The 25175-nt window shown below is 58.5% G+C and carries 26 protein-coding genes and 1 riboswitch; of the genes, 8 read left to right on the top strand and 18 right to left on the bottom strand.

Annotation, left to right across the window (positions count from 1 at the left end; translation table 11 throughout):
* Positions 1-37 precede the first annotated feature (37 nt).
* From FHT86_RS03065 to FHT86_RS03055, 3 genes are all read right to left on the bottom strand, one after another.
* Positions 38-382 (bottom strand): RidA family protein, encoded by a 345-nt coding sequence (locus tag FHT86_RS03065; protein ID WP_133705471.1) that lies wholly within the window; start codon positions 380-382, stop codon positions 38-40.
* A gap of 93 nt (positions 383-475) precedes the next feature.
* Entirely contained in the window at positions 476-814 is a 339-nt protein-coding gene (locus FHT86_RS03060) for a TIGR01244 family sulfur transferase (protein WP_133705470.1), read from the bottom strand.
* A 72-nt stretch (positions 815-886) separates the two neighbouring features.
* The gene (locus FHT86_RS03055; protein ID WP_133705469.1) at positions 887-1726 is read right to left on the bottom strand and encodes a DUF4432 family protein; all 840 of its coding nucleotides are present in this window, start codon (positions 1724-1726) and stop codon (positions 887-889) included.
* A 226-nt stretch (positions 1727-1952) separates the two neighbouring features.
* On the opposite strand from FHT86_RS03055, the gene FHT86_RS03050 reads away from it, so the two are divergent.
* Positions 1953-3449 carry a L,D-transpeptidase gene (locus FHT86_RS03050; RefSeq protein ID WP_133705468.1) on the top strand — a complete coding sequence of 499 codons (1497 nt, stop codon included), beginning with the start codon at positions 1953-1955 and terminating at the stop codon, positions 3447-3449.
* A gap of 68 nt (positions 3450-3517) precedes the next feature.
* Here the strand turns inward: FHT86_RS03050 and FHT86_RS03045 are convergent, their stop codons facing one another.
* The 12 genes from FHT86_RS03045 to FHT86_RS02990 form a co-directional block, all read right to left on the bottom strand.
* Positions 3518-4231: a ParA family protein gene (locus tag FHT86_RS03045; RefSeq protein ID WP_133705467.1), complete on the bottom strand. Its 714-nt coding sequence runs from the start codon at positions 4229-4231 to the stop codon at positions 3518-3520.
* A gap of 299 nt (positions 4232-4530) precedes the next feature.
* Complete coding sequence (locus FHT86_RS03040; RefSeq protein ID WP_166656735.1) at positions 4531-5232, bottom strand: NapC/NirT family cytochrome c; 702 nt, start codon at positions 5230-5232, stop codon at positions 4531-4533.
* A gap of 3 nt (positions 5233-5235) precedes the next feature.
* Positions 5236-5739: a nitrate reductase cytochrome c-type subunit gene (locus FHT86_RS03035; RefSeq protein ID WP_133705466.1), complete on the bottom strand. Its 504-nt coding sequence runs from the start codon at positions 5737-5739 to the stop codon at positions 5236-5238.
* Complete coding sequence (gene napA / locus FHT86_RS03030; protein ID WP_133705465.1) at positions 5706-8213, bottom strand: periplasmic nitrate reductase subunit alpha; 2508 nt, start codon at positions 8211-8213, stop codon at positions 5706-5708. Before napA ends, FHT86_RS03035 begins: the two co-directional genes overlap by 34 nt.
* On the bottom strand, positions 8188-8475 hold the full coding sequence (locus FHT86_RS03025) for a chaperone NapD (protein ID WP_133705464.1): 288 nt from the start codon (positions 8473-8475) through the stop codon (positions 8188-8190). Before FHT86_RS03025 ends, napA begins: the two co-directional genes overlap by 26 nt.
* Positions 8468-8968, bottom strand: coding sequence for a ferredoxin-type protein NapF (locus tag FHT86_RS03020; RefSeq protein WP_133705463.1), 501 nt, complete (start codon positions 8966-8968; stop codon positions 8468-8470). Before FHT86_RS03020 ends, FHT86_RS03025 begins: the two co-directional genes overlap by 8 nt.
* 9 nt (positions 8969-8977) lie before the next feature.
* Complete coding sequence (locus FHT86_RS03015) at positions 8978-9160, bottom strand: nitrate reductase (protein WP_409527578.1); 183 nt, start codon at positions 9158-9160, stop codon at positions 8978-8980.
* A 357-nt stretch (positions 9161-9517) separates the two neighbouring features.
* On the bottom strand, positions 9518-10666 hold the full coding sequence (locus FHT86_RS03010) for an iron-containing alcohol dehydrogenase (RefSeq protein WP_133705461.1): 1149 nt from the start codon (positions 10664-10666) through the stop codon (positions 9518-9520).
* Positions 10663-12048 carry an aldehyde dehydrogenase family protein gene (locus tag FHT86_RS03005; RefSeq protein WP_133705460.1) on the bottom strand — a complete coding sequence of 462 codons (1386 nt, stop codon included), beginning with the start codon at positions 12046-12048 and terminating at the stop codon, positions 10663-10665. Before FHT86_RS03005 ends, FHT86_RS03010 begins: the two co-directional genes overlap by 4 nt.
* Before the next feature lie 161 nt (positions 12049-12209).
* Positions 12210-13580: a glutamine synthetase family protein gene (locus tag FHT86_RS03000; protein WP_133705459.1), complete on the bottom strand. Its 1371-nt coding sequence runs from the start codon at positions 13578-13580 to the stop codon at positions 12210-12212.
* A 149-nt stretch (positions 13581-13729) separates the two neighbouring features.
* On the bottom strand, positions 13730-15301 hold the full coding sequence (locus tag FHT86_RS02995; protein ID WP_133705458.1) for an amino acid permease: 1572 nt from the start codon (positions 15299-15301) through the stop codon (positions 13730-13732).
* 125 nt (positions 15302-15426) lie between these two features.
* Complete coding sequence (locus FHT86_RS02990) at positions 15427-16194, bottom strand: N-formylglutamate amidohydrolase (RefSeq protein WP_133705457.1); 768 nt, start codon at positions 16192-16194, stop codon at positions 15427-15429.
* 180 nt (positions 16195-16374) lie between these two features.
* On the opposite strand from FHT86_RS02990, the gene FHT86_RS02985 reads away from it, so the two are divergent.
* The 7 genes from FHT86_RS02985 to FHT86_RS02955 all read left to right on the top strand — a co-directional run bounded on the left by FHT86_RS02985 (position 16375) and on the right by FHT86_RS02955 (position 22575).
* Positions 16375-17247 carry a MurR/RpiR family transcriptional regulator gene (locus tag FHT86_RS02985; protein WP_133705456.1) on the top strand — a complete coding sequence of 291 codons (873 nt, stop codon included), beginning with the start codon at positions 16375-16377 and terminating at the stop codon, positions 17245-17247.
* Positions 17248-17435: 188 nt separating this feature from the next.
* Entirely contained in the window at positions 17436-18539 is a 1104-nt protein-coding gene (locus FHT86_RS02980; RefSeq protein ID WP_133705455.1) for an ABC transporter substrate-binding protein, read from the top strand.
* 72 nt (positions 18540-18611) lie between these two features.
* On the top strand, positions 18612-19502 hold the full coding sequence (locus FHT86_RS02975; protein ID WP_133705454.1) for an ABC transporter permease: 891 nt from the start codon (positions 18612-18614) through the stop codon (positions 19500-19502).
* Positions 19499-20287, top strand: coding sequence for an iron ABC transporter permease (locus tag FHT86_RS02970; protein ID WP_133705453.1), 789 nt, complete (start codon positions 19499-19501; stop codon positions 20285-20287). Before FHT86_RS02975 ends, FHT86_RS02970 begins: the two co-directional genes overlap by 4 nt.
* Positions 20288-20298: 11 nt before the next feature.
* Entirely contained in the window at positions 20299-21360 is a 1062-nt protein-coding gene (locus FHT86_RS02965) for an ABC transporter ATP-binding protein (protein ID WP_133705452.1), read from the top strand.
* A 90-nt stretch (positions 21361-21450) separates the two neighbouring features.
* Positions 21451-21598, top strand: a riboswitch (FMN riboswitch).
* A 90-nt stretch (positions 21599-21688) separates the two neighbouring features.
* Complete coding sequence (locus tag FHT86_RS02960; RefSeq protein ID WP_133705451.1) at positions 21689-22165, top strand: 6,7-dimethyl-8-ribityllumazine synthase; 477 nt, start codon at positions 21689-21691, stop codon at positions 22163-22165.
* Between the two features lie 59 nt (positions 22166-22224).
* Entirely contained in the window at positions 22225-22575 is a 351-nt protein-coding gene (locus FHT86_RS02955; RefSeq protein ID WP_133705450.1) for a VOC family protein, read from the top strand.
* Positions 22576-22585: 10 nt separating this feature from the next.
* Here the strand turns inward: FHT86_RS02955 and phnF are convergent, their stop codons facing one another.
* From phnF to FHT86_RS02940, 3 genes are all read right to left on the bottom strand, one after another.
* A complete protein-coding gene (gene phnF, locus FHT86_RS02950; RefSeq protein WP_133705449.1) occupies positions 22586-23314 on the bottom strand; it encodes a phosphonate metabolism transcriptional regulator PhnF in 729 nt (242 codons plus the stop codon).
* Between the two features lies 1 nt (position 23315).
* Complete coding sequence (locus tag FHT86_RS02945; RefSeq protein ID WP_133705448.1) at positions 23316-24002, bottom strand: bifunctional 2-polyprenyl-6-hydroxyphenol methylase/3-demethylubiquinol 3-O-methyltransferase UbiG; 687 nt, start codon at positions 24000-24002, stop codon at positions 23316-23318.
* Between the two features lie 161 nt (positions 24003-24163).
* Entirely contained in the window at positions 24164-25168 is a 1005-nt protein-coding gene (locus FHT86_RS02940; protein ID WP_133705447.1) for an ABC transporter ATP-binding protein, read from the bottom strand.
* Between the last annotated feature and the right edge of the window lie 7 nt (positions 25169-25175).

Raw genomic sequence — 25175 nt, 5'->3', positions numbered from 1 at the left:
GCGAGCTCACCGGCCTTGCAAAACACGTCGGATCAGATCAGTCGATCGCGGCGGTGACGATGAACTCGACCTTGTATTTCGGTGCAGCGAGCTTGGCCTCGCTGGTGGCGCGGGCCGGCGTGTTGGCTGGATCGATCCAGGCTTCCCAGGCGGCGTTCATTTCGGCGAAATAGGAAATGTCAGAGAGATAGATCAGCGTCTGCAGGATCTTCGACTTGTTGCTGCCGGCGGCAGCGAGCAGGCGATCGACTTCGGCCAGTGCCGACTTGCATTGATCCGTGACGCTTTCGCCTTCACCAACCTGACCAGCGAGGTAAACAGTGTTGCCGTGGATGACAGCGCCGCTCATGCGGGCTCCGACGTCGATACGCTTGATGCTCATGGTTTTCTCCTGATGTTGTCCGGTGACGGGTAACAAACCGGGCGCTGCCCACCGGCAACGCCCTCAATCTCTTGTATGTTTGGAAGTCGTCGCTCAGCCGCGGATGTGATGCGTCTTCTGATAGATCGCGGTCGAGCGCGCTCCGGAGCGGCAGTAGCCGAGCATCGGCCGTGGAAATTCGTCGAGCGCGTCGACCATGCCCTGCACGGCCTCTTCAGTCACGCCCATCGGTCCAACGGGCACATGCGCGATTTCGAGGCCCAGCTCCTTAGCGCGAGCTTCAATGGCGGAAAACGGTGTCTGATCCGGGCTCTCATTGTCCGGGCGGTGGCAGACGATTGAGTTGAAACCCATGGCCTTGATCTGATCGAGATCCTCCAGGGTGATCTGGCCGGAAACGGAGTATTCGTCATCGATCGGGCGGATATCCATGGTTCATTTCCTCTGTGAAACCGAGGGCCATGGTCTACGCCGCCATAAAGCAAGCGTCAACCGTTCAGGCCTTCAGACGAAGGCAAAGTTGAGCGCGAAACTCCGGGCTTCCCCGGGCTGAAGAATATTGAATTCACCCGCCTCCTGGAGCTCGGCGCGCGATGTCAAGCGATGCGAAACCGGCTCGATGCCGAGGACATGCGCCGGCGCGCGCTGGTTGCGCCAGACCTGCAGGAACGGCAGCGTATCCGTACCGAATCGTACCCGCAGCGATTTGCCGCCGATGGCGGCGATCGGCCCGAGACACACTTCCGACCAATCCCCGCCCTTTGCCGTCGCCGGCACACAGAAAAGGCCGCCCAACTCCTCGCCGAAGGTCCAGGGGAAACCGCTGTTTTCCAGCATCCGGCCGGAGAGGCGAACGCCGTCATCGAACCATTTGCCGCCGACATTCATATGATACATCAGGAAGACCGGCATCGCCTCGATGGTGGTGTTGACGACACGGTCCGTGAGCGAAACTTCGCCCGTCGCGCCGTCAATGCGCCAATGGCGCTCCAGCCGCGCCGTGCGGTGTTCGGCGGTCACAATATCTATATCGGCGCGGCACTCCGCATTGCCATCCTCGAAACGGGTCCACAGGACTTTGGCGGGATGCGAGGAGAAAGAGCCGTGCAGCGGATAGCGTTTGCCCTCGAAAGCACCCGACATCGGTTGCGGATGGCGGATATGATCCGGGCCACAGGTGAAGAGAAAGCCCTCCAGCGAATGATCGATGCGCGGGTCACCATCATCCGGAATGGCGCGTCCTGGCGCAAGATTGTTGCCGTCGACGATGCAGGCGCCGATATCCAGCACGGAGCCTTCATCCAGCGTCAGTTTCGGTCCCTTGGCTGCGGCAAAATCCATCATCCCTCCAATCCTCTCTGGTCGGGTCCCGATTGGCCGCCTCATCAAAAATGGCCTCAAAACGGGACAGGACAAGAATTAGCGGTGGTTTGTCTTACCGATCGTTAACTTGACGCCTTGATCACACGAATTTTTATCTTTTATTCAGCATGATAATCTTAAATTCCACACTGGCGTCAAAATTGCCATGTGTGTGTCGGCTCAGCCATCACCCGAGGATTCGACAGACGTGAACCGGTTCCTGAAACTCAGCCTTACTCTGGCCCTCGCGGCCACGGCATCTGCCCTCGCATTGACCAATGCGCAGGCACAGTACTATCGCAACGGGAACAACGATATCATTCTGGTGACCCCCGACGGACGAATCCTCGATCAATATCCGGACCAAAGCGTCGTGACCGTCGCCCGCGACGGGCGTGGCCATCGTGTATTGATCGACCGCTACGGCAATGTCGTCGCCACCGAGATGCGGGCGAGCACCTATTACCCGCGCGCGCCGGGGCGCCAAGTCTACAATGACGACGGCTACGGTAACGGCAACCGATATGGCGACACGCAGCTTTCCGACAATGGCGGCTACCGCGACTATCGCCAATATCGCGGCGATGACTACGGGAATAATGGCGGCTACACAGACGACGGCTATGGCCAACAGCAGGATCGCGGCGTTGTCACCAGCGGCATTCCGCGCGACGGCGATATCCAGCGCGAGCCGCTCGACAATCAAGCATTGCCGGACGTGAACGGCCAAATCCAGCAAGGACAGGATCAGTCCCAACCGAATCCGAACAGCAACGACTATGCGTCGATCGATCCCCAGGAGCAGACGCCTGGCATCGAGCGCAAGCCGCCGGCCGAGCCCGTCATCACGCTAAAGGGCAAGTCGAAATTGGAGATCACCGCGCTTGAGGTCTTCCTCTCTCGCCAAGGCATTTCGCCGGGCGCGATCGATGGCCGCATGGGTGCCAATGTCACCAAGGCGATCTATGCGTACCAGCAGATGACCGGCCAGACGCTGAACCCCAACGATACCGATTCGATCCTCGAGCAACTGCGCCTGTCGGGCGGCATGCCGATCGAAAACTACACGATCACGCCTGCGGATGCCGCCGGCCCGTATGTCGCATCGATCCCTGAAGACTACGCCGCAAAGGCGCAGATGCCGTCGCTCGGCTATACCTCGACCACGGAAATGCTGGCCGAACGTTTTCATATGGACGAAGGCTATCTGAAAGAACTCAATCCCGGCGTTGACTTCACCGTTCCCGGCACCACGGTCAAAGTGGTGAATACCGGTCCGGGCAAAACCGGCACCGTCGCAAAAATTCTCGCCGACAAGGGCCGCAAGCAGGTTTTTGCCTATGATGCCAGCGGCACCCTGATTGCCGCCTACCCTGCCAGCATCGGCTCGACTGATACGCCCTCGCCCTCCGGCACGGTCACGGTCGAACGCGTCGCCTTCAATCCGGGCTACACATACAATCCGAAGATCAACTTCAAGCAGGGCGCCAACGACAAGATCCTCGACATTCCGCCTGGCCCCAACGGCCCGGTCGGTGTCGTCTGGATGGCACTGTCGAAGCCGACCTACGGCATTCACGGCACCCCCGATCCTTCGAAGATCGGCAAGTCGCAGAGCCATGGTTGCGTGCGCCTGACCAACTGGGATGCGACCGAACTCGCCAAGATGGTCAAGCCCGGCGTGGTCGTCGAATTCGTCGATTGATCGCACTTGGAACAAATAGAAAGGCCGCCGGATGTGCCATCCGGCGGCCTTTCTATTAAGAACGCTTGTTAGGCCGCGCTGCGGATCGCCTCATGGCCGACGCTGCGGGCCGAAGCCGTCAGCCGCGCCGGCACAAGCCGCATCATTTCCTCGGCAAAAGCACGGGCGTTTTCCTGAGCCTTGTCGAGATTGCTGACCCGGTTTGGATCCATCGTATAGAGCGATCCGCCACAATCGAAAATATCGCGGAAGGCCGAGCGTTCGATGATCGGCGTTTCGAGAACCGTGACACTACGCTCGGACAGCAGCGTTTTCACCACCTGCAACGCCCTGGTGGTTACCATCGAATTCACGCGGGTCAGAACGACGGAATGATTGATGTGAATGCCGGCCCGCTGCTCCAGATATTGCAGCAACTCCAGCACCTGCGCCCCGCCTCGCGCATCCATCGCACAGCCTTGGATCGGAATGAGCACATGATCGGAGAGACCGAGAGCCGTTGCCAGCAACGGCGTACGAGCGCCGGGCAGATCGAGAATGAAGTAATCCGTCGCACTATTCTCGGAAAGATGCACGGGCAAGGATGCGCTGGTCACGAAATCGATAACGGAGATGTTTGGCACATGGCCCGAGATTTCGTACCAGTGCGAAATCCAGTGCTGCGGATCTGCGTCGAGAATGGTAACGCGATAACCGCGTCGCGCCAGTTCCGTGGACAACAGCAAAACTGCAGTCGTCTTCCCCGCGCCACCTTTGGTATTCGCAAATGTGATAACTGGCATTGTCGGTCTCCGGCAAGATGGCGGCGAGCACGAACATCGCTCTTTTCAGCACCGGCTGAGTCATTGGTGCAGTTAACCTATTGTTTCGAAATATGGTTAATGAAGGCTTAACGATGTCCGCTCGTTGAATCGGCAGTGCGATGCGCACAAAAGCGCCGCACGGTAGTGACAGCTACCAGCTTCCGCTTGTGGGCGCGAATTGGATTTCGCCGCTTGTGGCCCTTACGGTCCTAAACCGTGATGGTCAGCCTCTTCCCCTTAAAGGAAACGAACAGGGTAGGATGGACTTGCAGCAACTCCTACTGCTCTGAAACGTGATGATAGTCGGCAATGGCTCGTTGAAGTTCGTCGACGGGCGATTCTGCAGCCATTTTCTTACCTTCCAACTCTTTCGGCATTTTCCACCCCGGATCGATTCCGTCCATGTTGGGGAGTTCGTGTGCAATCCCCTTGTGGCAGTCGATGCAGGTCGCTTTGCCCGGAAGAAGATATTTAGTGTGGATTTCCGCCGCGCGTTGTGTCTGCTTCTGCAAATCCATGGCAACCGAGGAATGGCAATTGCGGCACTCTAGGCTGTCATTTGCCTTCATGCGAGCCCATTCATGCTCTGCAAGCTCCAGGCGCATTGCAAGAAACTTGGGACGGGTGTCGATGGTGCCAAATATCTTGCCCCACACCTCCTTCGAGGCCTGCATCTTGCGGGCGATCTTGTCTGTCCATTGATGGGGTACATGACAATCCGGACAGGTTGCTCGCACGCCTGAGCGGTTGGAGAAGTGGATGGTGCGGCTCAGCTCCTGGTAGACGTTGTCGTGCATCTCATGACAGGAGGTGCAGAATTTTTCGGTGTTGGTTATTTCCAACGCCGTGTTGAACGCGCCCCAGAACATGACGCCACCAACGAAGCCGCCGAGCGTTAGGAAGCCGAGACCAATCGTACCGGCAGGCGTCGCCATGATCCGCCAAGCCCAAAGAATAGCTTTCCTGATCCACGCGATCATGCCTCACTCGCTTCCTGCGGGCTTGAAGCCCAATTCGCTCATGTCCTTGAACGTGTTGCGCACCAATGGTGGTGTATTCGCCTGCGGAACGTGACAGGCGGTACAGAAGTACCTACGCGGCGACACGTCCGCGATCATCTGGCCGTCGCGTGTCATGTAGTGTGTTACGCTAATCATCGGTGCGCCTGAATCCTGTGTGAATTCGCGCTTGTGACACGAGAGACATCGGTTCGCATTCACCGACAGCTCGTAACCCTCTATCGAATGCGGGATGATCGGTGGTTGGTCGGGATATGCCCGCATCTTGCGCTGGTCGTCGATGATCCATTTCGGCAGCACGGCAGCGGGACCGGTTTCCATGGACGGCGTGGGGCCTTCGAGCTGTGGCACCGTTTGCGTCACAACCTGACCAATCGCGGCGGTGGTCACAAACACCGATATGCCTGCAGCGACTACAATCCATTCTGGCCGCCTCAAATGGCGACGGGGAGAATCTTGACCGCGCATTTTTTGAAATCCGCCTGTTTGGAGATAGGATCGGTGGCGTCGAGGGTTACCTTGTTGATCAATTGGCTGGCGTCGAACCAAGGCACGAAAATGACACCCGAAGGCATCCGGTTCCTGCCGCGGATGTCGATACGGGAACGAATTTCGCCCCGCCGCGAGACAATCCGCACTTCTGCTCCCTGGTTGATGCCACGTTTACGGGCATCCTCCGCATTCATGAAACAGCGGGCACCGGGAAACGCCCGGTACAGTTCTGGCACCCGCATCGTCATCGATCCGGAATGCCAATGTTCGAGCACGCGACCGGTCACCAGCCAAAAGTCGAACTCCTCATCAGGAGATTCCGCAGGCGGCTCGTAAGGCACGGCAAGGATCACCGCCCTTCCGTCGGGTTGGCCATAGAAATTCACCCCTTCGCCCGGCTTAACATAAGGATCGTATCCTTCGCGATAGCGCCACCTTGTCTCCTGACCGTTGACGACGGGCCAACGCAGCCCACGGACCTCATGGTACGTGTCGTACGGCGCAAGATCGTGACCGTGCCCTCTGCCGAACGCGGCATACTCCTCGAATAGCCCCTTCTGAATGTAGAAGCCGAAGGCCTGGGCTTCGTTGTTGTCGTACTCGCCACTGACTTCGCTGAGAGGGAACCGATCGACCTCGCCGTTGCGATACAGCACATCGAAGAGGCTTTTTCCGCGATAATCCGGATTCGCATCGAGAATATCTTTGGGCCAGACCTCGTCGGTGATGAACCGCTTAGAGAACTCGACCATCTGCCACAGATCCGATCGCGCCTCGCCGGAGGCTTGCACGAGTTGATGCCAGACGTGGGTCCTCCGCTCGGCGTTTCCATAAGCTCCTTCCTTCTCCACCCACATCGCCGCGGGAAGAATGAGGTCGGCGCTCATCGCCGTAATCGTCGGGTAGGCATCGGAGACAACGATGAAGTTGTCGGGGTTTCGATACCCTTGATAGGTCTCGTTGCTGGTGTTGGGCGCGGCTTGGACGTTGTTGTTTACCTGAACCCAGTAGAAATTGAGCTTGCCGTCCTTGAGCATGCGATCCTGCTGGACTGCATGGTAACCGGGTTTCTCCGGGATTATGCCATGCGGGATGCGCCAGATTTCCTCCGCATGCTTGCGGTGTTCGGGGTTCGTCACCACCATGTCCGCCGGCAGCCGATGAGCGAAGGTGCCAACCTCGCGTGCGGTCCCGCAGGCTGACGGCTGACCAGTCAATGAAAACGGACTGTTGCCAGGCTCCGATATTTTTCCCGTCAGCAGGTGCAGGTTGTAGATCATCTGGTTGGCCCAGACACCACGGACGTGCTGATTGAAGCCCATCGTCCAGAGTGACATGACCTTGCGTCCACGGTCTGCGTAGAGTTCGGCGACTTGCTCGAGATATTCTGGATCGACGCCAGTGAGCTTTGCCGTCTTCTTGAGCGTGTACTCGGCTACAAATGCCTTGAATTCTTCGAAATCCATCGGTGTCGTCTTCGCCGGATCAGCAGAGTTGGCAGCCTTCACTTCCATGGGATTGTCCGGCCGCAGGCCGTACCCGATGTCGGTCACGCCGCGGGCGAATTTTGTATGCTGCTCGACGAAAGGCTCGTTGACGCGCCCGGTCTGGATGATGTGGTTGGCTATGTAGTTCAGGATCGCAAGATCGGTTCCGGGCTTGAAGACGATCGGAATGTCGGCGAGGTCCATGCTTCGATGCGTGAACGTCGAGAGGACCGCGACGCGCACGTGTGGCTGCCCAAGTCGGCGATCCGCAACACGCGTCCAGAGGATTGGATGCATTTCCGCCATGTTCGAGCCCCAAAGCACGAAGGCGTCCGCGTTCTCGAAATCGTCGTAGCATCCCATTGGCTCGTCCATGCCGAAGGTGCGCATGAAGGCGTAGGCTGCTGATGCCATGCAATGGCGTGCATTGGGATCGAGATTGTTGGAGCGGAAACCCGCCCGCATTAGCTTTGTCGCGGCGTATCCTTCGAAGATCGTCCATTGGCCGGAACCGAACATGCCGACAGCCGTTGGCCCCTTTTCCTTCAGGACCTTCTTGCACTGGTCGGCCATCACGTCGAACGCCTCGTCCCAGCTCACGGGCGTGAACTCGCCATCCTTGGCGTATGCGCCGTCGCGTTTGCGCAGCAAGGGCGTTTGAAGTCTATCCTCGCCATACATGATCTTCGACAGGAAGTACCCTTTGATGCAATTCAAGCCACGATTGACTTCCGCCTGCATATCGCCGTGCGTGGCAACCACCTGGCCCTGCTTGACGCCGACCATGACGCCGCAGCCCGTCCCGCAGAACCGACAAGGCGCTTTCGACCATTTTATTTCCAGCGCGCTGACACCGCCCGGCACAGGCTGCGCGGCAGCAGGGATCGCTATGCCCGCCGTGGCAGCGGCAATGGCGGCTGCGTGGGCCTTGAGAAGCTCACGCCGTGTCAGTTCTCCAGCCATGGCTCTGCACCCCCTCCATTTCGACATGCTCGAAAACCATATTTGCCGCGATCACCCCATCCAGCAGCGAGATCGTCGCCAGGCGCTCCCCTAAAACGCTCGTACTCGGCCCCTCGATAACGATGATGATCTTGCCGTCACCGTGACCATGGACTTCCACGTTCTCCATGTGCGCCAACATCGCAAGAACGGACTGCGTGTGAGCAGGCATCGTGGTGACCACGGCGCTCGAAACATGATAGGCGAACGGCGTCTCAGACATTTGCGGCCTCCAGTGCTCGCGACTGAAGCGCGATTGCGCCGACTGGACAGACGCTCAGACATGCGCCACAGCCGCTGCACGCGTCTTCGCAAACCTCCGGTGTGAAGGGACCGCCGATACGGGGGCGAAACCGAATGGCCAGCTCAGGACAGCTTTCACCGCAGGATTGACAGGCGACATCATTCCTCGCCAGACATCTGTCGGTGACGACAGCGCTATGCGGGAAATGCCTGATTTCCACCGGCCCGAAAACAGGCTCCGGACAGGTTGCCTTACACTCTCCGCAAAAGGTGCATTCACCCGATGCGAAATCGATGAAAGGCAAACCATCGGTCATTCGGATTATTCCGGTGGGGCATCGCTCTGCGCAGAGCCCGCATCCCGTACAGTTCTCAAGGCCGCTCGTGGAAACACCGGGCGGGCGGGCGACGACCTCCCTCGCGACCGGGCGGCCCAGCAACAACTGACGACGGGATACACGCTCCGAAGACATGGGAAGCCCTCAATGCGAAGGTGGACCAGGTGGGCCGAATGCGATCTGGAGCATCCAGACGATGAACCCGTAGCCGCCGACAACACCCACGGCAACCAGGGGCCAAATTCCAAAGGCGAGCGCGAAGAAGATGAGTCGTTCTCTATATCGAAGCGAACGGGAATCAGCTTCTCCTGGATGCGCATCTACCAGCTTTGGCATGGCGACCCCTCCACAACTTAACCTAACATAAGTCGCGCTTCATTCAAAACAGGGTAGTTGTTCGCGGAGAACCGCCGTTTCGAAGAAACGGACTTCTTTCTCGCCAAGACACTCTAACTCGGCCTCCAAAGGTGTCAGCCACCTTCAATGTGAGACGCCATTGCAACTATTCAGAGCCGGCCTACGGACGGCATTGTTAGAACATCAACGACCATGTCTGCTTCTGGGCGCATAGTGATCACATCCGGTTCATCGGCGCCGGAATTCAGTTGATGATATTTGCCACTGAATAGAAAAAATCGTGCCGCAATCGTCTCACGGCACGTCCGAAAGCTGAAACGATACTGCTCAGAAGCAGTCGCGGAACAGCGCCTTGGTGTTTTCGAGCGTCATCGGCACCGGATTGCCGCCGGCGCTCGGATCTTCGATCGCCATGGCCGAAAGCTCATCGATGCGATCAGGTGCGATGCCCATGGCCGAGAGGTTTTCGGGAACACCGAGTTCGGCGCGCAGCTTCAGCACATAGTCATAGAAGCCATCGAAACCGCCGGTGATGCCGAGATAAGCAGCGGCACGCGCGATCTTGTCTTCGATAGCCTTGCGGTTGAAACGCAGGACGGCCGGCATGACGACGGCATTGGTCATGCCGTGATGCGTGTTGTAGACGGCGCCGATCGGGTGCGACAGCGCGTGAATGGCCCCGAGGCCCTTCTGAAAGGCGACGGCGCCCATCGCGGCAGCGCTCATCATGTTGGCGCGAGCCTCGAGGTCCGTGCCTTCCCTATAGGCGCGCGGCAGGAATTCCTTGACGAGCCGCATGCCTTCCAGCGCGATACCGGCAGACATCGGGTGATAGAAGGGCGAGGAATAGGCTTCCAGGCAATGGGCGAAAGCATCCATCCCTGTCCCGGCGGTGATGATCTTCGGCATGCCGACTGTCAGTTCCGGATCGGCGATAACGACGCCCGGCAGGAACTTCGGATGGAAGATGATCTTCTTCACGTGCGTTGCAGAATTGGTGATGACGCTGGCGCGGCCAACTTCCGAGCCAGTACCAGCGGTCGTCGGCACGGCGACGATCGGAGCAATGCCCTCGACATTGGCACGGGTCCACCAGTCACCAATGTCCTCGAAGTCCCATACCGGGCGCGTCTGCCCCGCCATGAAGGCGACGCACTTGCCGAGGTCGAGGCCAGAACCGCCGCCGAACGCGACGACGCCGTCGTGACCGCCATCCTTGAATGCCTTGACGCCGGCATCGAGGTTCTTCTCGTTCGGGTTCGGATCCACGTCGGCGAAGATGGCACGGCCGAGGCCGGCGTCTTCAAGAATATCCAATGCCGTCTTGGTGATCGCCATCGAGGCGAGCCCCCGGTCGGTGATCAGAAGCGGCTTCTTGATCCCCAGGCTTTTGCAGGCATCCGCCAGCTCCGTGATCCGGCCCCGGCCGAGCTTGACGGCGGTGGGATAGCTCCAATTGGCTGAGATATTGCTCATGCTGTGACTTTCTTCAGATGGTAGGATTTCGGGCGCGTCAGGTTGTGGAAGCCGATCACAGAAAGCGAGCCGCCGCGGCCGGTTTCCTTGACGCCGGTCCAGCACAGCGCCGGATCGAGATAGTCGGCGCGGTTCATGAAGACCGTGCCGGTTTCTATGTCGCGGCCGATGCGCGAGGCGCGCTCGACATCCTTGGTCCACAGCGAAGCCGTCAGGCCATAAGGGCTGTCATTCATCAGTTCCAGCGCTTCCGCGTCACTCTTCACCTTCACGATACCAACGGCCGGGCCAAAGGTTTCCTCGCGCATGAAGGCCATCGAGTGATCGACATCAACCAGGATCTGCGGGGCGAGATAAGCGCCGCCGTCATCGGCCGGGAAAAGCTTGGGATCGACCAATGCTTTAGCGCCCTTGGCAACCGCATCGGCGATCTGTTCACGCACCACCTTGGCGAAACGCTTGTGCGCCATCGGGCCAAGCGTGGTTTCCGGATCAAGCGGATTGCCGAGCTTGTAATTCGATACCCAGGCGACCGACTTCTCGACGAAGGCATCGTAGAGCGATTCATGCACGTAGATGCGCTCGATACCGCAGCAGCACTGGCCCGAATTGTAGGTAGCGCCGTCCATCAGCGTATCGACGGCGGCCTCGAGGTCGGCATCTTCCATGACATAGCCCGGATCCTTGCCGCCAAGTTCGAGACCGAGGCTGGTAAAGGTGCCGGCGGCAGCGCGCTCGATCGAGCGCCCGCCTTCGACCGAACCGGTGAAGTTGACGAAGTTGAAACTGCCGGCGGCGATCAGCGCCGAGGTGGTTTCATGGTCGAGATAGATATTTTGGAAGACATCGGCGGGAACACCGGCTTCGACGAACGCTTGCACCAGCCGCTCGCCGACCAGCAGCGTCTGGCTGGCATGCTTCAGAATGACGGTATTGCCCGCCATCAATGCCGGAGCGACCGTGTTGATGGCCGTCATATAGGGATAATTCCATGGCGCTATCACGAAGACGATGCCATGTGGTTCGCGCTCGATACGACGCGCGAAATTCGCGCTGTCTTCCACCAGCATCGGCGACAACGCATCGGCGGCGATCGAGGCAACGTAGTTCGAGCGCTCGTTGAAGCCTCGATATTCTCCGCCGTATTTTATCGGACGGCCCATCTGCCAGGCAAGTTCCGGCACGACGACATCGGCCATCTCGTTGAGGCGGGCGACACCTTTCAAAACAAGCTGGACGCGGTCTTCCAATGGGCGACGGGCCCAATCCTTCTGCGCCTTGCGAGCGCGGGCCACCACTTCCTTGGCCGCATCCAGCGACAGTGCCGGACGCTCGGCATAAACCTCCCCGTTTACCGGGGATACGCATGTGATCATGGTCATGATCGAAATCCTGTTTTTACAGTCACGAATATATTCTCGACTCGCCCCAGAGGAAGTACCCCAAGGACCTACGCCGTCCAAAGGAGCGATTTACCGCAGCCGCCTTCCCTGCCCACGCCTGGCGACGAAATTTGGGCAGATACCAAAAACCACCGACAGGCTTAAGCTCTTTCGAATCCTCTTGCCACCTCCCAATCGGTAATGCGGCGATCATATTCCTCCTGCTCCCATTCGGCAGCACGGGTGTAGTGATCGATCACGTCGTCGCCGAAGGCAGCGCGCAGCATTTTTGAACCGGTCAGCGCCACCGCAGCGTCGCGGAGGGTGCGTGGAATTTCACGAACCTCGCGGGCTCCATAGGCATCTCCCACGAAAGGCGCCTCCAGTTCGAGCTTGTTCTCGATGCCGTCGAGACCGGCGGCGATCAGTGCCGCAAAGGCGAGATAGGGATTGAGGTCTGAGCCGCCGACGCGGCATTCGATGCGGATTCCCTTGGTCTCGGCGCCACAGAGGCGATAGCCCGCCGTGCGGTTATCGGTGCTCCAGATCGCCTTGGTTGGCGCGAAAGTGCCTGCCACAAAACGCTTGTAGGAATTGATGTAAGGCGCGAGGAAATAAGTGATTTCGCTGGCATGCGTCAAAAGTCCGGCGACATAATGCTTCATCAGCGGTGTCATGCCGTGCTCTTCCCCTTTGTCGAAGAACAGTGGCGTCTTGCCGTCGGCGCTCCACAGCGACTGGTGGATATGCGACGAACTGCCGGCAGCATTGTAGTTCCACTTTGCGAGGAAAGTGATGGCCTTGCCCTTCGACCAGGCAATCTCCTTGCAGCCGTTTTTGATGATCGCATGGCGGTCGGCCATGGTTAGCGCATCGGCATAGCGGACATTGATTTCCTCCTGCCCTGCCGAGGCCTCGCCCTTGGAATTCTCGACCGGAATATCGGCGCCCTGCAAGCCGGTGCGGATCGCCCGCATCACATCCTCTTCCTTGGTGGTCTGGAAGATGTGGTAGTCCTCATTATAGCCGCTGACGAGATGCAGGTTGCGATAGCCCGACTCGCGCGCACTGTCGTAGCTCTGGTCGAACAGGAAGAATTCCAGTTCGGAGGCCATGAAAGCCTTCATGCCCATCGCTTCAAGCCGCCTGATTTGCTTCTTGAGGATGGCGCGCGGCGAATGCGCCACCTCTTCGTGCGTGTGGTGGTCCAGGACATCGCAAAGCACCAGCGCGGTGCCCTCGAGCCAGGGAATACGACGAAGCGTGGCGAGATCAGGCTTCATCGTGTAGTCGCCGTAGCCCTTCTCCCAACTCGTCGACTTGTAGCCGGAGACGGTCTCCATCTCGAGATCGGTCGCCTGCAGATAATTGCAGCTATGCGTTTCCTTCCAGGCGCTCTCGACGAAGAATTCCGCCTGGAAACGTTTGCCCATCAAGCGACCCTGCATGTCCACCTGACATGCCAGAACCGTATCGATGCGCCCCTCGGCCACATCCTTCTTGAGGTCGTCGAACGTATAGCTAGTACTCATGAGTGATCCGCCTGAACAGTGAATTGGGACGTCGGACAACAAAACGGCAGTCCGCGGCAGGGAGCAACCCGGCGCTGTGCGTTTCGTTTGTACCGGTGAAGGGGCCGCACGCAGGCGGCCCCGCCGTTTAAGAAAAGCAGCTCCGACGCTTAGCCTTCGCCGACAGCCGCTTCGGCTGCTGCGATCTCGGCCTTGCGCTTGGCGATCGCGTCGCCGATCGGCGGACCCCGGAAGCGGCGGCGTTCGAAGCCGAACCAGACGATTGCCGTCAGGACGAGGAAGCCGACGGTGATGATACCCGCCCAGTCATTCGGCGGCTGAATGCCGATGACGAAGATCACGATCATCGAAATGATCGTCAGCACCGCAAAGAGCTTGAACAGCCCCTCGCCGAGGTTCCACGGTCCCATCTTATCCCACTTCGCCGTGCCCCATGCGAACAGGCCGAGCGTGATCGGGATCGCGAAGGAGAAGAAGAGGAAGATGACGGTGCACGAAACGACAATGGTATACACCGGCGTATCGCCGATCGACACCAGCGACGAACCCCAGACGAACAGCACCGCGAGGATCGAGCCGGTCCAGATCGCGGAAACCGGCGTGCGATGTTTTGGGCTGACCTTGGAAAGCGCTTTCGATGCCGGAAGACCGCCGTCACGCGAGAACGCGAAGATCATGCGCGACACCGACGTGACCGTTGCGAGGCCGCATAGCCACTGGCTGATGAAGATCAGGAGATACAGGATATCCTTGATGATAGGGTTAACCTGGGAATCCATCGCCCAGAAGAACACGTTCCAGCCCTGCTTTGCGGCATCGTCCATATTCGGGAGCATCAGAACGAACGCACACAACATGATGTAGCCGAACAATGCCGACCAAAGCACAGAGGCTACCATGCCGCGCGGAACGGAATGCGCTGCCTTGACCGTTTCCTCCGAGGTATGTGCCGAGGCGTCATAGCCGGTGATCGTGTAGATCGGCAGCAAGAGACCTAGGGCAAAGACCCAGAAGGTGGAAACCTGCGGCCAGACCGGAGCTCCGGTCGCCGACCCGTCGGCAGCGATTGTCGCCACGCCGGAGTAATTCGTGAAGGTGAACAACCGTGCGAAATCATAGGACGGCGCTGCGACCAGGCACACGATTGCTAGCGCGATCGAAGTCGCGAAAATCAGATAGCCGGAGAAGTCGGTCAGCTTTGCAGTCAGCCCGATACCCATGTGGTTCACGAGTGCCTGAAGGCCGGTGATGACGACCAGGAACAGGATACGAATCAATGTCGTATCGGCCATGCCGAAGTAGCCGCCGAAAGCGCCGAGAAAGAAATAATAGGTGCCGACATTGATCGCGCCGAGAACGGTGACGAGACCGAGCAGGTTGAACCAGGCTGTCAGCCAACCGGTGAAGCGGTTGCCGAGAATCGACCCCCAGTGATAGAGCCCGCCGGCGGTCGGATAGGCTGAGCTGATCTGCGCCATCGCAATGGCAAAGACCAGAGAAATAAAGCATCCAACCGGCCAGCCGATGCCGATCGCAGCACCACCTGCACCCGAAGTCGCCTGGGCGAGCGAATTGATGCCGCCCGAAAGAATGCAAATGATTGAAAAGGACACGGCGAAATTCGAGAACGAGCTCATGCGCCGCTCCAACTCCTGAGCATAGCCCATGGAGTGCAGAATATGCACGTCCTGCTTCTTGTCTAACTCTGTGTAATCAGACATGTCATTCCCCCTAAAACCCGGTCGTCCGCGGAATTGCGGGCAACCATGTATCATGTGTGCCGCCAGCTTTTTGCCGTACGGCCCGACTGCAGTTGAACTGCTCCCCGGGGTCCTTTCTTCTATGCTCAGGCTTCCAGACTGCTCTGGATTAGCCCGGTCAGATAGCCGGCCACGACCCCTTGGCCGACGTCATCTCCGATGAGGTCGTTGCGGACCTCGATCATAACGTTATGCAAACCATTGGCGAGCCCATGCAATTTCAGCGTATGGGTGACGCCGTCCTCTGGCCCGTAAGGCTCGTTTCGTTCAGTCCGGTAAAGCGGCGAATGGGCCGCTGCATCGAGCATGCGATCGGCCAGCCAGCTGTCTTCATCGTGAAGAATGCCAAGCTCCACTGCCCTCTGCTTGCCGTTATACACAGGCGTAAAACTGTGAACCGTGACGATCACGGTATTTTGTTCCCTCGCGGCCCGTTCTTTCAACAGAGCCCGAATGCGATCGTGGAACGGTATATAAAGAGCGTCGGTGCGTGCCTGTCGGTCGGCAGCCTGCAGGTGCTGGTTGCCGGGGATCGTATAGATCTCGCTGATTTCCGGCATGGCGCCTGCGCTTTCCGGTGGCCGGTTGCAGTCGTAGATCAGGCGCGAAAATCGTTGGTAGACCAACGTAGCATCAAGATTGTCACCCATTTTCCTGGCAACGGCCAGTGCGCCCGGGTCCCAGGCGATGTGGCTGGAAAGCGCTTCGATCGAAAGGCCCAGATCGCCGAAATACTCAGGCAGCGTGCGCGAAGCGTGTTCACAGATGATCAAAACCGCACTTTTTCCGTCCGGCCGTTCGACCGCGACGCAATCGCCATCAGCTTCCGTCAGAATGCCTTGTTGGGCAAGCATCAAAGGCGTCCTACCCCTTCTTAATTAAATCTTTATAAGAAAAGAATTCTTCAGGTTTCAGCGACTGTCAACTAGAAACTGAAATTATTTCTTCATTTGTGACATTGACTCGAAATGTGACAGCGTAGTTAAATCCCTACAGGAGACTGGCATAAGACCGTCCCGGGGAGCAAAAATCGAGTGAGCAATGCGTCGAAAACAGTTTCAGACGTAATCAATGCCCAATTCGACGCGCTGACGCGCGCCGAAAAGCAGCTGGCCAAGAGCCTGCTTGACAACTACCCGGTTTCGGGGCTGGGCAGCATTACGACGGTCGCCGAAAATGCGCGGGTTTCCACGCCGACTGTGGCACGCATGGTGCAGAAGCTCGGTTTCAAGGGTTATCCCGACTTTCAGTCCCGCCTCCATCAGGAGGTTGAGGCGACCATTTCAAATCCGCTTACGAAGCATGACCGCTGGGCATCCAATGCCCCTGGTACACATATTCTCAATCGCTTTGCCGACGCAATCATGGGCAACCTCCGCCAGACCTTGACGGATATCGATGCGGTAACTTTCGATGGCGTCGCTGCACTGTTGTCGGAGCGCAAGCGCGGGCTTTATTTCGTCGGTGGACGCATCACCGGCGCACTTGCCGAATATTTCTTCACCCATATGCAGGTCATCCGTCCGAATACGACGCTGCTCTCCTCCAATTCCAGTTCCTGGCCGCAATATGTTCTGAACATGAACCCCGGCGACCTGCTGGTGATCTTCGATATCCGCCGCTATGAGCAGGAGATGGTCAGCCTCGCCGCCGCGGCGCGCCGCCACGGAGCCGAGATCATCGTCTTCACCGATCAATGGGCGACCCCTGCCGCCAAGCATGCGAAACACACGTTTCGCGTGCAGATCGAGGCACCGTCGGCCTGGGATTCCTCCGTCGTAACCCTCTTCATCGTCGAGGCCCTTATCGAAGCCGTACAAAGCTCGACCTGGGACGAGACGAGTGAGCGCATGAAAACGCTCGAAGGCCTGTTCGAACAAACAAGGCTGTTCCGTAAGCTGAGCTAGGGAGGAAGGGAAAGTATAAAATTACTTCTGGGGATCGGCCGGCAAGACAGCGCCTGTCATCATTAGCGACTAAAAAGCAAATCCCCGATGTTTCAAGAAACGCAACCCACTGGAACCCGTCACACAACCTTCATGCAACGTCATTAACAGCAACGCCAGACACTGAAAACCCAAAAGGAGGAATACCAGTGATCTCGAAAATTCATCGTCTTCTGACGCTCTCCACTGCGATGCTCGTAGCTTCGACTGCCATCGCTGCTGCTGAACCGAGCGCAGACCTCATCGCTGCCGCCAAGAAGGAAGGCACGCTGACCACCATCGCTCTGCCACACAACTGGTGCGGTTATGGCGATCTCATCGCTGCTTTCAAGGCAAAGTACGGCATCGACGTCAACGAACTGAACCCGGACGCTGGTTCGGGTGACGAAGTTGAAGCCATCCGCGCCAACAAGGGCAACACCGGTCCGCAGGCTCCCGACGTCATCGACGTTGGTCTTTCCTTCGGCCCGACGGCCAAGAAAGACGGCCTGCTGCAGCCTTACAAGGTTTCGACCTGGGACTCGATCCCGGACAGCGCCAAGGATGCCGACGGCTTCTGGTACGGCGACTACTACGGCGTTCTCTCCTTCGTCGTGAACAAGGACGTCGTCAAGAACCCGCCGAAGGACTGGGCTGACCTGCAGAAGCCGGAATACGCCAACACGGTATCGCTCGCTGGCGATCCGCGCGCCTCGAACCAGGCTGTTCAGGCCGTTTACGCAGCCGGTCTCGCCGCTGGCGAGAAGGATGCAACCAAGGTTGGCGACGCTGGCCTGAAGTACTTCGCCCAGCTCAACAAGGCTGGCAACTTCGTTCCGATCATCGGCAAGTCGGCTTCGCTCGCTCAGGGTTCCACCCCGATCGTCGTTGCTTGGGACTATAACGGCCTCGCATGGCGCGACAGCCTGAACGGCAACCCGCCGGTCGACGTTACGGTTCCGGCTTCGGGCGTTATCGCTGGCGTTTACGTTCAGGCGATCTCGGCTTTCGCTCCGCACCCGAATGCTGCCAAGCTCTGGATGGAATTCCTCTATTCCGACGAAGGCCAAATCGGCTGGCTGAAGGGCTATTGCCACCCGATCCGCTTCAACGACCTCGCGAAGAACAAGAAGGTTCCGCAGGACCTTCTCGACAAGCTGCCGCCGGCAGCAGCCTATGAAAAGGCTGTCTTCCCGACGCTCGACGAGCAGAACGCCGGTTCGGCTGTCATCACCAAGCAGTGGGACAGCGTCGTCGGTTCGAACGTTCAGTAATCTCATTCGACATGACCTCCCCGTTTCGGCGGGGAGGTTTTCCATTTCCGACGCCGCAAATTGGGGCCCCTCATGAGCACCGTCACAACATCAACGGTCAGTACTGCACCCCTGATCAACAAGCGTGTCGTCGTCGACTGGTTGGGCATTGCCCCCTTCGCGATCTTCACCCTGTTGTTCCTGATTGTCCCGACGCTCTACCTCGTCATGGGCGCGTTTCTGACGCCGGACGGGAGTTTCACGCTCAAGAATCTCGGCGACCTGTTCACGCCGACCATCATGAGCGCCTATTGGATCAGTATCAAAATCTCGGTCGCCTCGGCACTCGGCGGCGCGATCATCGGCTTCTACCTTGCCTGGGCGCTTGTACTCGGCGGTCTCCCCTCCTGGGTCCGCCACGGATTCCTGACCTTTTCCGGCGTCGCGTCCAATTTCGCCGGCGTGCCGCTAGCCTTCTCTTTCATCGCAACGCTAGGCCGCCAAGGCCTTGTGACCATATTGCTTGCCCATTTCGGTTTGAACCTTTACGCCACCGGCTTCAATCTTCTGAGCTTCTTCGGCCTCACCATTACCTATATGTATTTCCAGATCCCGCTGATGGTGCTGATCATCACGCCGGCGCTGGACGGCATGAAGAAAGAATGGCGCGAAGCTGCCTCCATTCTCGGCGCCACCAACAAGCAATATTGGCTGATGGTCGCCCTGCCGATCCTCTGGCCCAGCCTGCTCGGCACGACGCTGCTGCTGTTCGCCAACTCCTTTGGTGCCATCGCAACCGCAATTGCGCTTACCGGCAGCTCGCTGAACATCGTCCCGATCGTGCTTTATGCGCAGATCCGCGGCGACGTGCTGCACAATGCCAACCTTGGCTATGCTCTGGCGCTGGGTATGATCGTCATCACAGGTATTTCAAACGTCATCTATATCTTGATGCGCATGCGCGCTGAACGGTGGCAAAAATGAAGCTGCAAAAATTCTTTGCCTGGATCGCAGTCGCCATTGGCGTCATTTATTTCTTCGTACCGCTCATCGGTACGCTGGAGTTTTCGCTGCGCATGCGCCGCGATGCCTACAGCTTCGACGCCTACAGATCCGTCTTTTCGGACTTCGGCTTCCTGGTCGCCTTCGGCTTTTCCATGCTGATGGCGCTTCTGACCATCATCTTCGGCATGCTTCTCGTCGTGCCGACTGCCTATTGGGTGCGGCTGCGTCTGCCGCAGATCCGTCCTATCGTCGAATTCGTCACGCTGATGCCGCTGGTCATTCCCGCCATCGTCATCGTCTTCGGCTATCTCCGCCTCTATAATTCGTCGTCGATCCTGCCGCTGACTGGCTATAACTCGACGACTAACCTTCTGCTCGTCTGCTCCTACATTGTGTTGTCATTGCCCTATATGTACCGTTCGGTAGATACGGCTATGCGCACCATCGATGTCGGGACGCTGACGGAAGCGGCGGAAAGCTTGGGTGCAAAATGGACGACGATCATGTTCAAATGCATCTTCCCGAATGTGATGAGCGGTGTGCTTTCCGGTGCTTTCATCACACTCGCGATCGTCATGGGTGAGTTCACCATGGCGTCGCTGCTCAATCGTCCGGCCTTCGGCCCCTATATGCAGCTCATCGGCGCCAACAAGGCTTACGAGCCGTCGGCGCTGGCGATCATCGCGCTTGCTGTGACCTGGCTCAGCATGGGCCTCCTCCAGCTCGTTTCCCGCTTCTCCAAATCCGCTCCGATTAAGGCGTAAGGCTTCACACCATGGCTTTTCTCGAACTTACCAACATCAAGAAGTCCTTCGGCGAAACCAAGGTCGTTCACGACTTCACTATGCATATCGAGAAAGGGGAATTTATCTCCTTCCTCGGACCGTCTGGCTGCGGCAAGACGACCGTTCTCCGCATGATCGCAGGTTTCGAAACCCCGTCTGCCGGTACGCTGACGATCAACGGCAAGGACCAGCGTCCGCTGAAGCCGAACCAGCGCAACATCGGCATGGTATTCCAGGCCTATGCGTTGTTCCCGAACATGACAGTGCATGACAATGTCGCCTTCGGCCTCAAGGTCGCCGGTGTCGCCAAGCCCGAGATCGACAAGCGCGTCAAGGAAATGCTCGGCCTGATCAAGCTCGATCATCTCGCCGGCCGCTACCCCTTCCAGATGTCCGGCGGCCAGCAGCAGCGCGTCGCGCTCGCTCGAGCCATCGCCGTCAAGCCGCAGGTTCTCCTGCTGGACGAACCGCTCTCGGCGCTTGATGCCAAGATTCGTGTATCGCTGCGCGAAGAAATCCGTGCCATCCAGCAGCAACTCGGCATCACCACCGTCTTCGTGACGCACGACCAGGAAGAAGCTCTGTCGATCTCCGACCGCATCGTTGTGATGAACGCCGGCCGTGCCGATCAAATCGGCACGCCCTTCGAAATCTACAACACGCCGGCCACGCGCTTCGTCGCCTCCTTCGTCGGTACATTGAACCTCATCGAAGGTAAGGTCGTCGATCCGGACAGCAACCGCATCATGATCGGCGATCAGGGTGTGACGCTGAAGCAATCGGTCACCGCCTACAAGCCCGGTGACACCGTATCGCTGGCGCTGCGTCCGGAAGCCGGCTCGCTGGCGGAATCGGCCAAGGGCGATACGGCCTTGACCGGTGAAGTCTCATCGGCGCACTTCCTGGGTTCGGTCATCCGCACGCGCATGAATGTCGGCGGCAACACCATTTCCTTCGACATGTTCAACAGCCCGGGCATGATGCCTCCCAGCGTCGGGGAAAAGGTGACATTGCGTTTCGCTTCCTCCGATCTGCTCGTCATTCAGGACTGATCGACGGGACAATTGGACAGATTTTTCGCAAGCGCCGGGTAAATCGCCCGGCGTTTTTCTTTGTTTTTTGTTGCACCGCATTTATAGTCCAGCCGTTCTCAGGGCGGGGTGCAATTCCCCACCGGCGGTATGGAGACTAGTCTCCGAGCCCGCGAGCGCCTTCCGCTTCGCCGGAAGGGTCAGCAGATCCGGTGAGAAGCCGGAGCCGACGGTATAGTCCGGATGGAAGAGAGCAAGCTGGATCGACAGCTCCTCCGCGCGAGGGGCTTAAGCGATCCTGCGTGTTCGCCCAAGGGATATTAAGTTAAACCCTTGAAAGGCAAAGTTCATGACTATTTCCATTTCCACACAGCCGGGCCGCATAGCGTTGATCCGGGCCCGCTGGCATGCCGACATCGTCGACCAATGCGTCAATTCCTTCGTTACCGAATGGCAGAAAACCGAGGGTGCCTCCCCCATCGACATTTTCGATGTACCAGGTGCCTTGGAAATCCCGCTGCATGCTCAGACGCTCGCGCGAAACGGCCGCTATTCAGCGATCATCGCGACCGCTTTCGTTGTCGACGGCGGCATCTACCGCCACGACTTCGTTGCCGATACCGTTCTCGACGCGATGATGCGCGTTCAACTGGATACCGGCGTGCCGATTCTTTCGACCGTGCTGACGCCACATCATTTCCAAGAGACGGAAGCGCATATTCACTTCTTCAAGCAGCATTTCGTCATCAAGGGTCAGGAAGTGGCGAACGCCTGCCGGCAGATCCTGAGCGAACGCGCCAAGCTGCTGCCCTCGGTGACGGTCTAAGGTAAGATGGTGGAGGCGCGGCAAAGGCTCGCCTCCATTTCTCCGCCAAGGAGCATCGTATGACTGTCCTGCGCATTGTCCCCAATCTGCATGCCGTTGATCCCGCTAGCGCTCGTGTCTTCTATGGCGACCTGCTCGGCCTGGATATTGTCATGGACCACGGCTGGATCATCACCTTCGCCTCGAAAGCACCGACCGCGCCGCAGATCAGCATCGCCAGCGAAGGCGGCTCGGGAACCCTTGTCCCCGATCTGTCCATAGAGGTCGATGATGTCGACCAGATCTATCACCGCGCCCAATCGATGCAGTTCGATATTGTCTACGATCTGACCGACGAACCCTGGGGTGTCAGGCGCTTCTATGTTCGCGATCCTTTCGGCAAGACGGTGAACATCCTGTCGCACAAATAGACACGTCGTTTTATCCCACATCAACTTTGAAGGTCACCCGTTCCGCTGGCCACAGCGCCTCCGCAAAGGCGATGGGCACACCGGCGGTATCGACGTCCACCTTGAGGGTAACAAGCACCGGTAAGGACTTCGGCTGGCGCAACAGCCTCGCCTCTTCGGCAGTCGGCATGCGTGCTTCGATCTCAGTCGATAGACGCACATAGTCGTGGACGCCGTAGCTGGCGAGCGCAGCAGTAATCGTCGGATAGCGCAGCCTTGCCTTGTCGAAATCGGGAAAACGTTCCGCCGGATAATAGCTGTCGCCACATTCGATAGGCATGCCATCGGCCGTCATGACACCGCGGCGATGGATCACCGGGTCGCCCGGTGCAAGCCGCAGTCGCGCGGCCACATGCTCGGACGCAGGAATGATCTCGTGGATCAACAGTTCGCCGCCGGGCTCGAAACCCTGGTCGACCATATTCTGGGAAAACCGTGTCTTCTTCGAGAGCGTATAGTCGAGTACGCCCTTGTGAACGAAGGTTCCCCGTCCCTGCTCCGCGCGCACCAATCCGCGCTGCTCCAGACGGCCGAGCGCCTGTCGCACAGTAAACCGGCTGACACCAAAGCGCTGCATCAGCTCCGGTTCCGTCGGCAGCCGGTCCCCCGGCGCGAAAATCCCGGCGGCGATGTCCGCCGCCAGGATTTCGCCGATCTGATGCCAGAGAGCGCTGCCGCTCTTGCGATCGATCGTCTCCATGTCACACGCGCTTCTCAAGCCGGAACAACAGCTTGTATTCAGCAGGATAGCTCAGCGCATCAAGAATACTCGGATAATATTTACGATCCTTCGACCCGCTGACGAAGCCGTCATAGCCGAAACGCCTGACGGAGACATCAAAGCCCGCTGCTACGAAGGCATCGATATAATCTTGCGGGGCGCGATCCTGCACCGGCGCATTGCTGTTGGCGCCGATCAGCTCGCGCCACTTCGGCCAAAGCGGCATCTCATTGTGGCAACCAGTGACGGCATAATAGACGCCGCCATTGCGCATGACCTCGAACATCTGCTCGGCATGCCGCTTGAGCTCCGGCAGGAGGTAAACGACCTCATAGCTGAAGGCGACATCGAAGCTGTCGGCAAAGGGAGTGAGATCAGTGGTCACATGAAATTGCAGCGGCATGTTACCCTTGGCTGCGACAGCCGCCGCAACTGAGTCCGAGGCGATGTCGATGCCGACACCGCGGCGGAATGGCCGCATCGCGTGAAGCAGCCGCAGGAAGCCGCCGCGATTGCAGCCGAAATCCAGCACCGTTTTCGACGAAAAATCCCGCTCCGGCACGGTCTCGATGAAATGCCGCCAAAGCGGACTATGCGACTCCGCCATCGCGATGTCGCCATTCGGTTCGGTATGCCACGTTGCGTAGGTAGTTGCTGCGTTTGTCATGATGCGCTCGCTGTTGGAGTGGACTGAGCGAGCAATAACGCAGCTCTGTGACAAACACATGAATTCGTCCGGACGACTGGACTATTTGAAGCTATCGTTGGACAAATAAAAAGAGGGCCCTGCCGAAGCAGAGCCCTCTTCAATTTGTTAATTACCAACGCTTACGCCCGAATGGCCTGATCGTTCGCGTCGAAGCGATGCATATGTCCTGTGTCCGGCGTCGCATAGACCGTTTCGTCCGGCTCGTATTTGTGTTCGCCGAACAGGCGCACGGTCAGAAGACCGGTATGGTCGGATTCGAGATAGATGATCGTGTCGGCGCCGAGGTGCTCGACATGGATGACCTTGGCGGCCCAAGTTCCCTGTTCGCGCGACAAGGTGATATGCTCGGGGCGGATGCCGATCGTCTTGGCGCCACCTTGCTCGAGCTTTTCCGCGGCGATGAAATTCATCTGCGGCGAACCGATAAAGCCGGCGACGAAGATGTTGGCAGGGCGGTTATAAAGCTCCATCGGCGAACCGATCTGCTCGATCGCGCCGGCGTTCATCACGACGATCTTGTCGGCCAGCGTCATGGCCTCGACCTGATCGTGGGTGACATAAATCATCGTCGCCTTCAGGCTGCGATGCAGACGGGCGATTTCAAGGCGGGTCTGCACGCGCAGCGCCGCATCGAGGTTCGACAGCGGCTCGTCGAAGAGAAAGAGTTCCGGCTCGCGCACGATGGCGCGGCCGATGGCAACGCGCTGACGCTGGCCACCGGAAAGTTCAGCCGGACGTCGGGCGAGATAAGGTCCGAGGGAGAGCATGCCGGACGCCTTGTCGACACGGCTCTCGATCTCATCCTTGGCGGTGCCAGCCTGCTTCAGGCCGAGGCCCATATTGTCCTTCACCGTAAGATGCGGATAGAGCGCGTAGGACTGGAACACCATGGAAATGCCGCGCTTGGCCGGCGGTGTCACGGTGACGTCCTGGCCATTGATCAAAACTGCGCCCGAGGTCACATCTTCTAGACCGGCGATGCTGCGCAGAAGGGTCGACTTACCGCAACCGGAAGGGCCGACGAAGATGACGAACTCGCCGTCCTTCACCTCGAGATCGATACCCTTCAGCACGTCATGCGTGCCATAAGCTTTGCGGATGGATTTCAGTTGAAGCGATCCCACAGTCTCT

It is taken from the genome of Rhizobium sp. BK313, assembly GCF_014193655.1.
GTDB lineage: Bacteria > Pseudomonadota > Alphaproteobacteria > Rhizobiales > Rhizobiaceae > Rhizobium.
This window is presented reverse-complemented; position numbering and strand designations above follow the sequence as displayed.

What these genes read in the sequence shown, in the direction of transcription:
- FHT86_RS03065 (WP_133705471.1), bottom strand. Translation starts at nt 382, where the DNA reads ATGAGCATCAAGCGTATCGACGTCGGAGCCCGCATGAGCGGCGCTGTC.
- FHT86_RS03060 (WP_133705470.1), bottom strand. Translation starts at nt 814, where the DNA reads ATGGATATCCGCCCGATCGATGACGAATACTCCGTTTCCGGCCAGATC.
- FHT86_RS03055 (WP_133705469.1), bottom strand. Translation starts at nt 1,726, where the DNA reads ATGATGGATTTTGCCGCAGCCAAGGGACCGAAACTGACGCTGGATGAA.
- FHT86_RS03045 (WP_133705467.1), bottom strand. Translation starts at nt 4,231, where the DNA reads ATGCCAGTTATCACATTTGCGAATACCAAAGGTGGCGCGGGGAAGACG.
- FHT86_RS03040 (WP_166656735.1), bottom strand. Translation starts at nt 5,232, where the DNA reads ATGATCGCGTGGATCAGGAAAGCTATTCTTTGGGCTTGGCGGATCATG.
- FHT86_RS03035 (WP_133705466.1), bottom strand. Translation starts at nt 5,739, where the DNA reads ATGCGCGGTCAAGATTCTCCCCGTCGCCATTTGAGGCGGCCAGAATGG.
- napA (WP_133705465.1), bottom strand. Translation starts at nt 8,213, where the DNA reads ATGGCTGGAGAACTGACACGGCGTGAGCTTCTCAAGGCCCACGCAGCC.
- FHT86_RS03025 (WP_133705464.1), bottom strand. Translation starts at nt 8,475, where the DNA reads ATGTCTGAGACGCCGTTCGCCTATCATGTTTCGAGCGCCGTGGTCACC.
- FHT86_RS03020 (WP_133705463.1), bottom strand. Translation starts at nt 8,968, where the DNA reads ATGTCTTCGGAGCGTGTATCCCGTCGTCAGTTGTTGCTGGGCCGCCCG.
- FHT86_RS03010 (WP_133705461.1), bottom strand. Translation starts at nt 10,666, where the DNA reads ATGAGCAATATCTCAGCCAATTGGAGCTATCCCACCGCCGTCAAGCTC.
- FHT86_RS03005 (WP_133705460.1), bottom strand. Translation starts at nt 12,048, where the DNA reads ATGACCATGATCACATGCGTATCCCCGGTAAACGGGGAGGTTTATGCC.
- FHT86_RS03000 (WP_133705459.1), bottom strand. Translation starts at nt 13,580, where the DNA reads ATGAGTACTAGCTATACGTTCGACGACCTCAAGAAGGATGTGGCCGAG.
- FHT86_RS02995 (WP_133705458.1), bottom strand. Translation starts at nt 15,301, where the DNA reads ATGTCTGATTACACAGAGTTAGACAAGAAGCAGGACGTGCATATTCTG.
- FHT86_RS02990 (WP_133705457.1), bottom strand. Translation starts at nt 16,194, where the DNA reads ATGCTTGCCCAACAAGGCATTCTGACGGAAGCTGATGGCGATTGCGTC.
- FHT86_RS02975 (WP_133705454.1), top strand. Translation starts at nt 18,612, where the DNA reads ATGAGCACCGTCACAACATCAACGGTCAGTACTGCACCCCTGATCAAC.
- FHT86_RS02970 (WP_133705453.1), top strand. Translation starts at nt 19,499, where the DNA reads ATGAAGCTGCAAAAATTCTTTGCCTGGATCGCAGTCGCCATTGGCGTC.
- FHT86_RS02965 (WP_133705452.1), top strand. Translation starts at nt 20,299, where the DNA reads ATGGCTTTTCTCGAACTTACCAACATCAAGAAGTCCTTCGGCGAAACC.
- FHT86_RS02960 (WP_133705451.1), top strand. Translation starts at nt 21,689, where the DNA reads ATGACTATTTCCATTTCCACACAGCCGGGCCGCATAGCGTTGATCCGG.
- FHT86_RS02955 (WP_133705450.1), top strand. Translation starts at nt 22,225, where the DNA reads ATGACTGTCCTGCGCATTGTCCCCAATCTGCATGCCGTTGATCCCGCT.
- phnF (WP_133705449.1), bottom strand. Translation starts at nt 23,314, where the DNA reads ATGGAGACGATCGATCGCAAGAGCGGCAGCGCTCTCTGGCATCAGATC.
- FHT86_RS02945 (WP_133705448.1), bottom strand. Translation starts at nt 24,002, where the DNA reads ATGACAAACGCAGCAACTACCTACGCAACGTGGCATACCGAACCGAAT.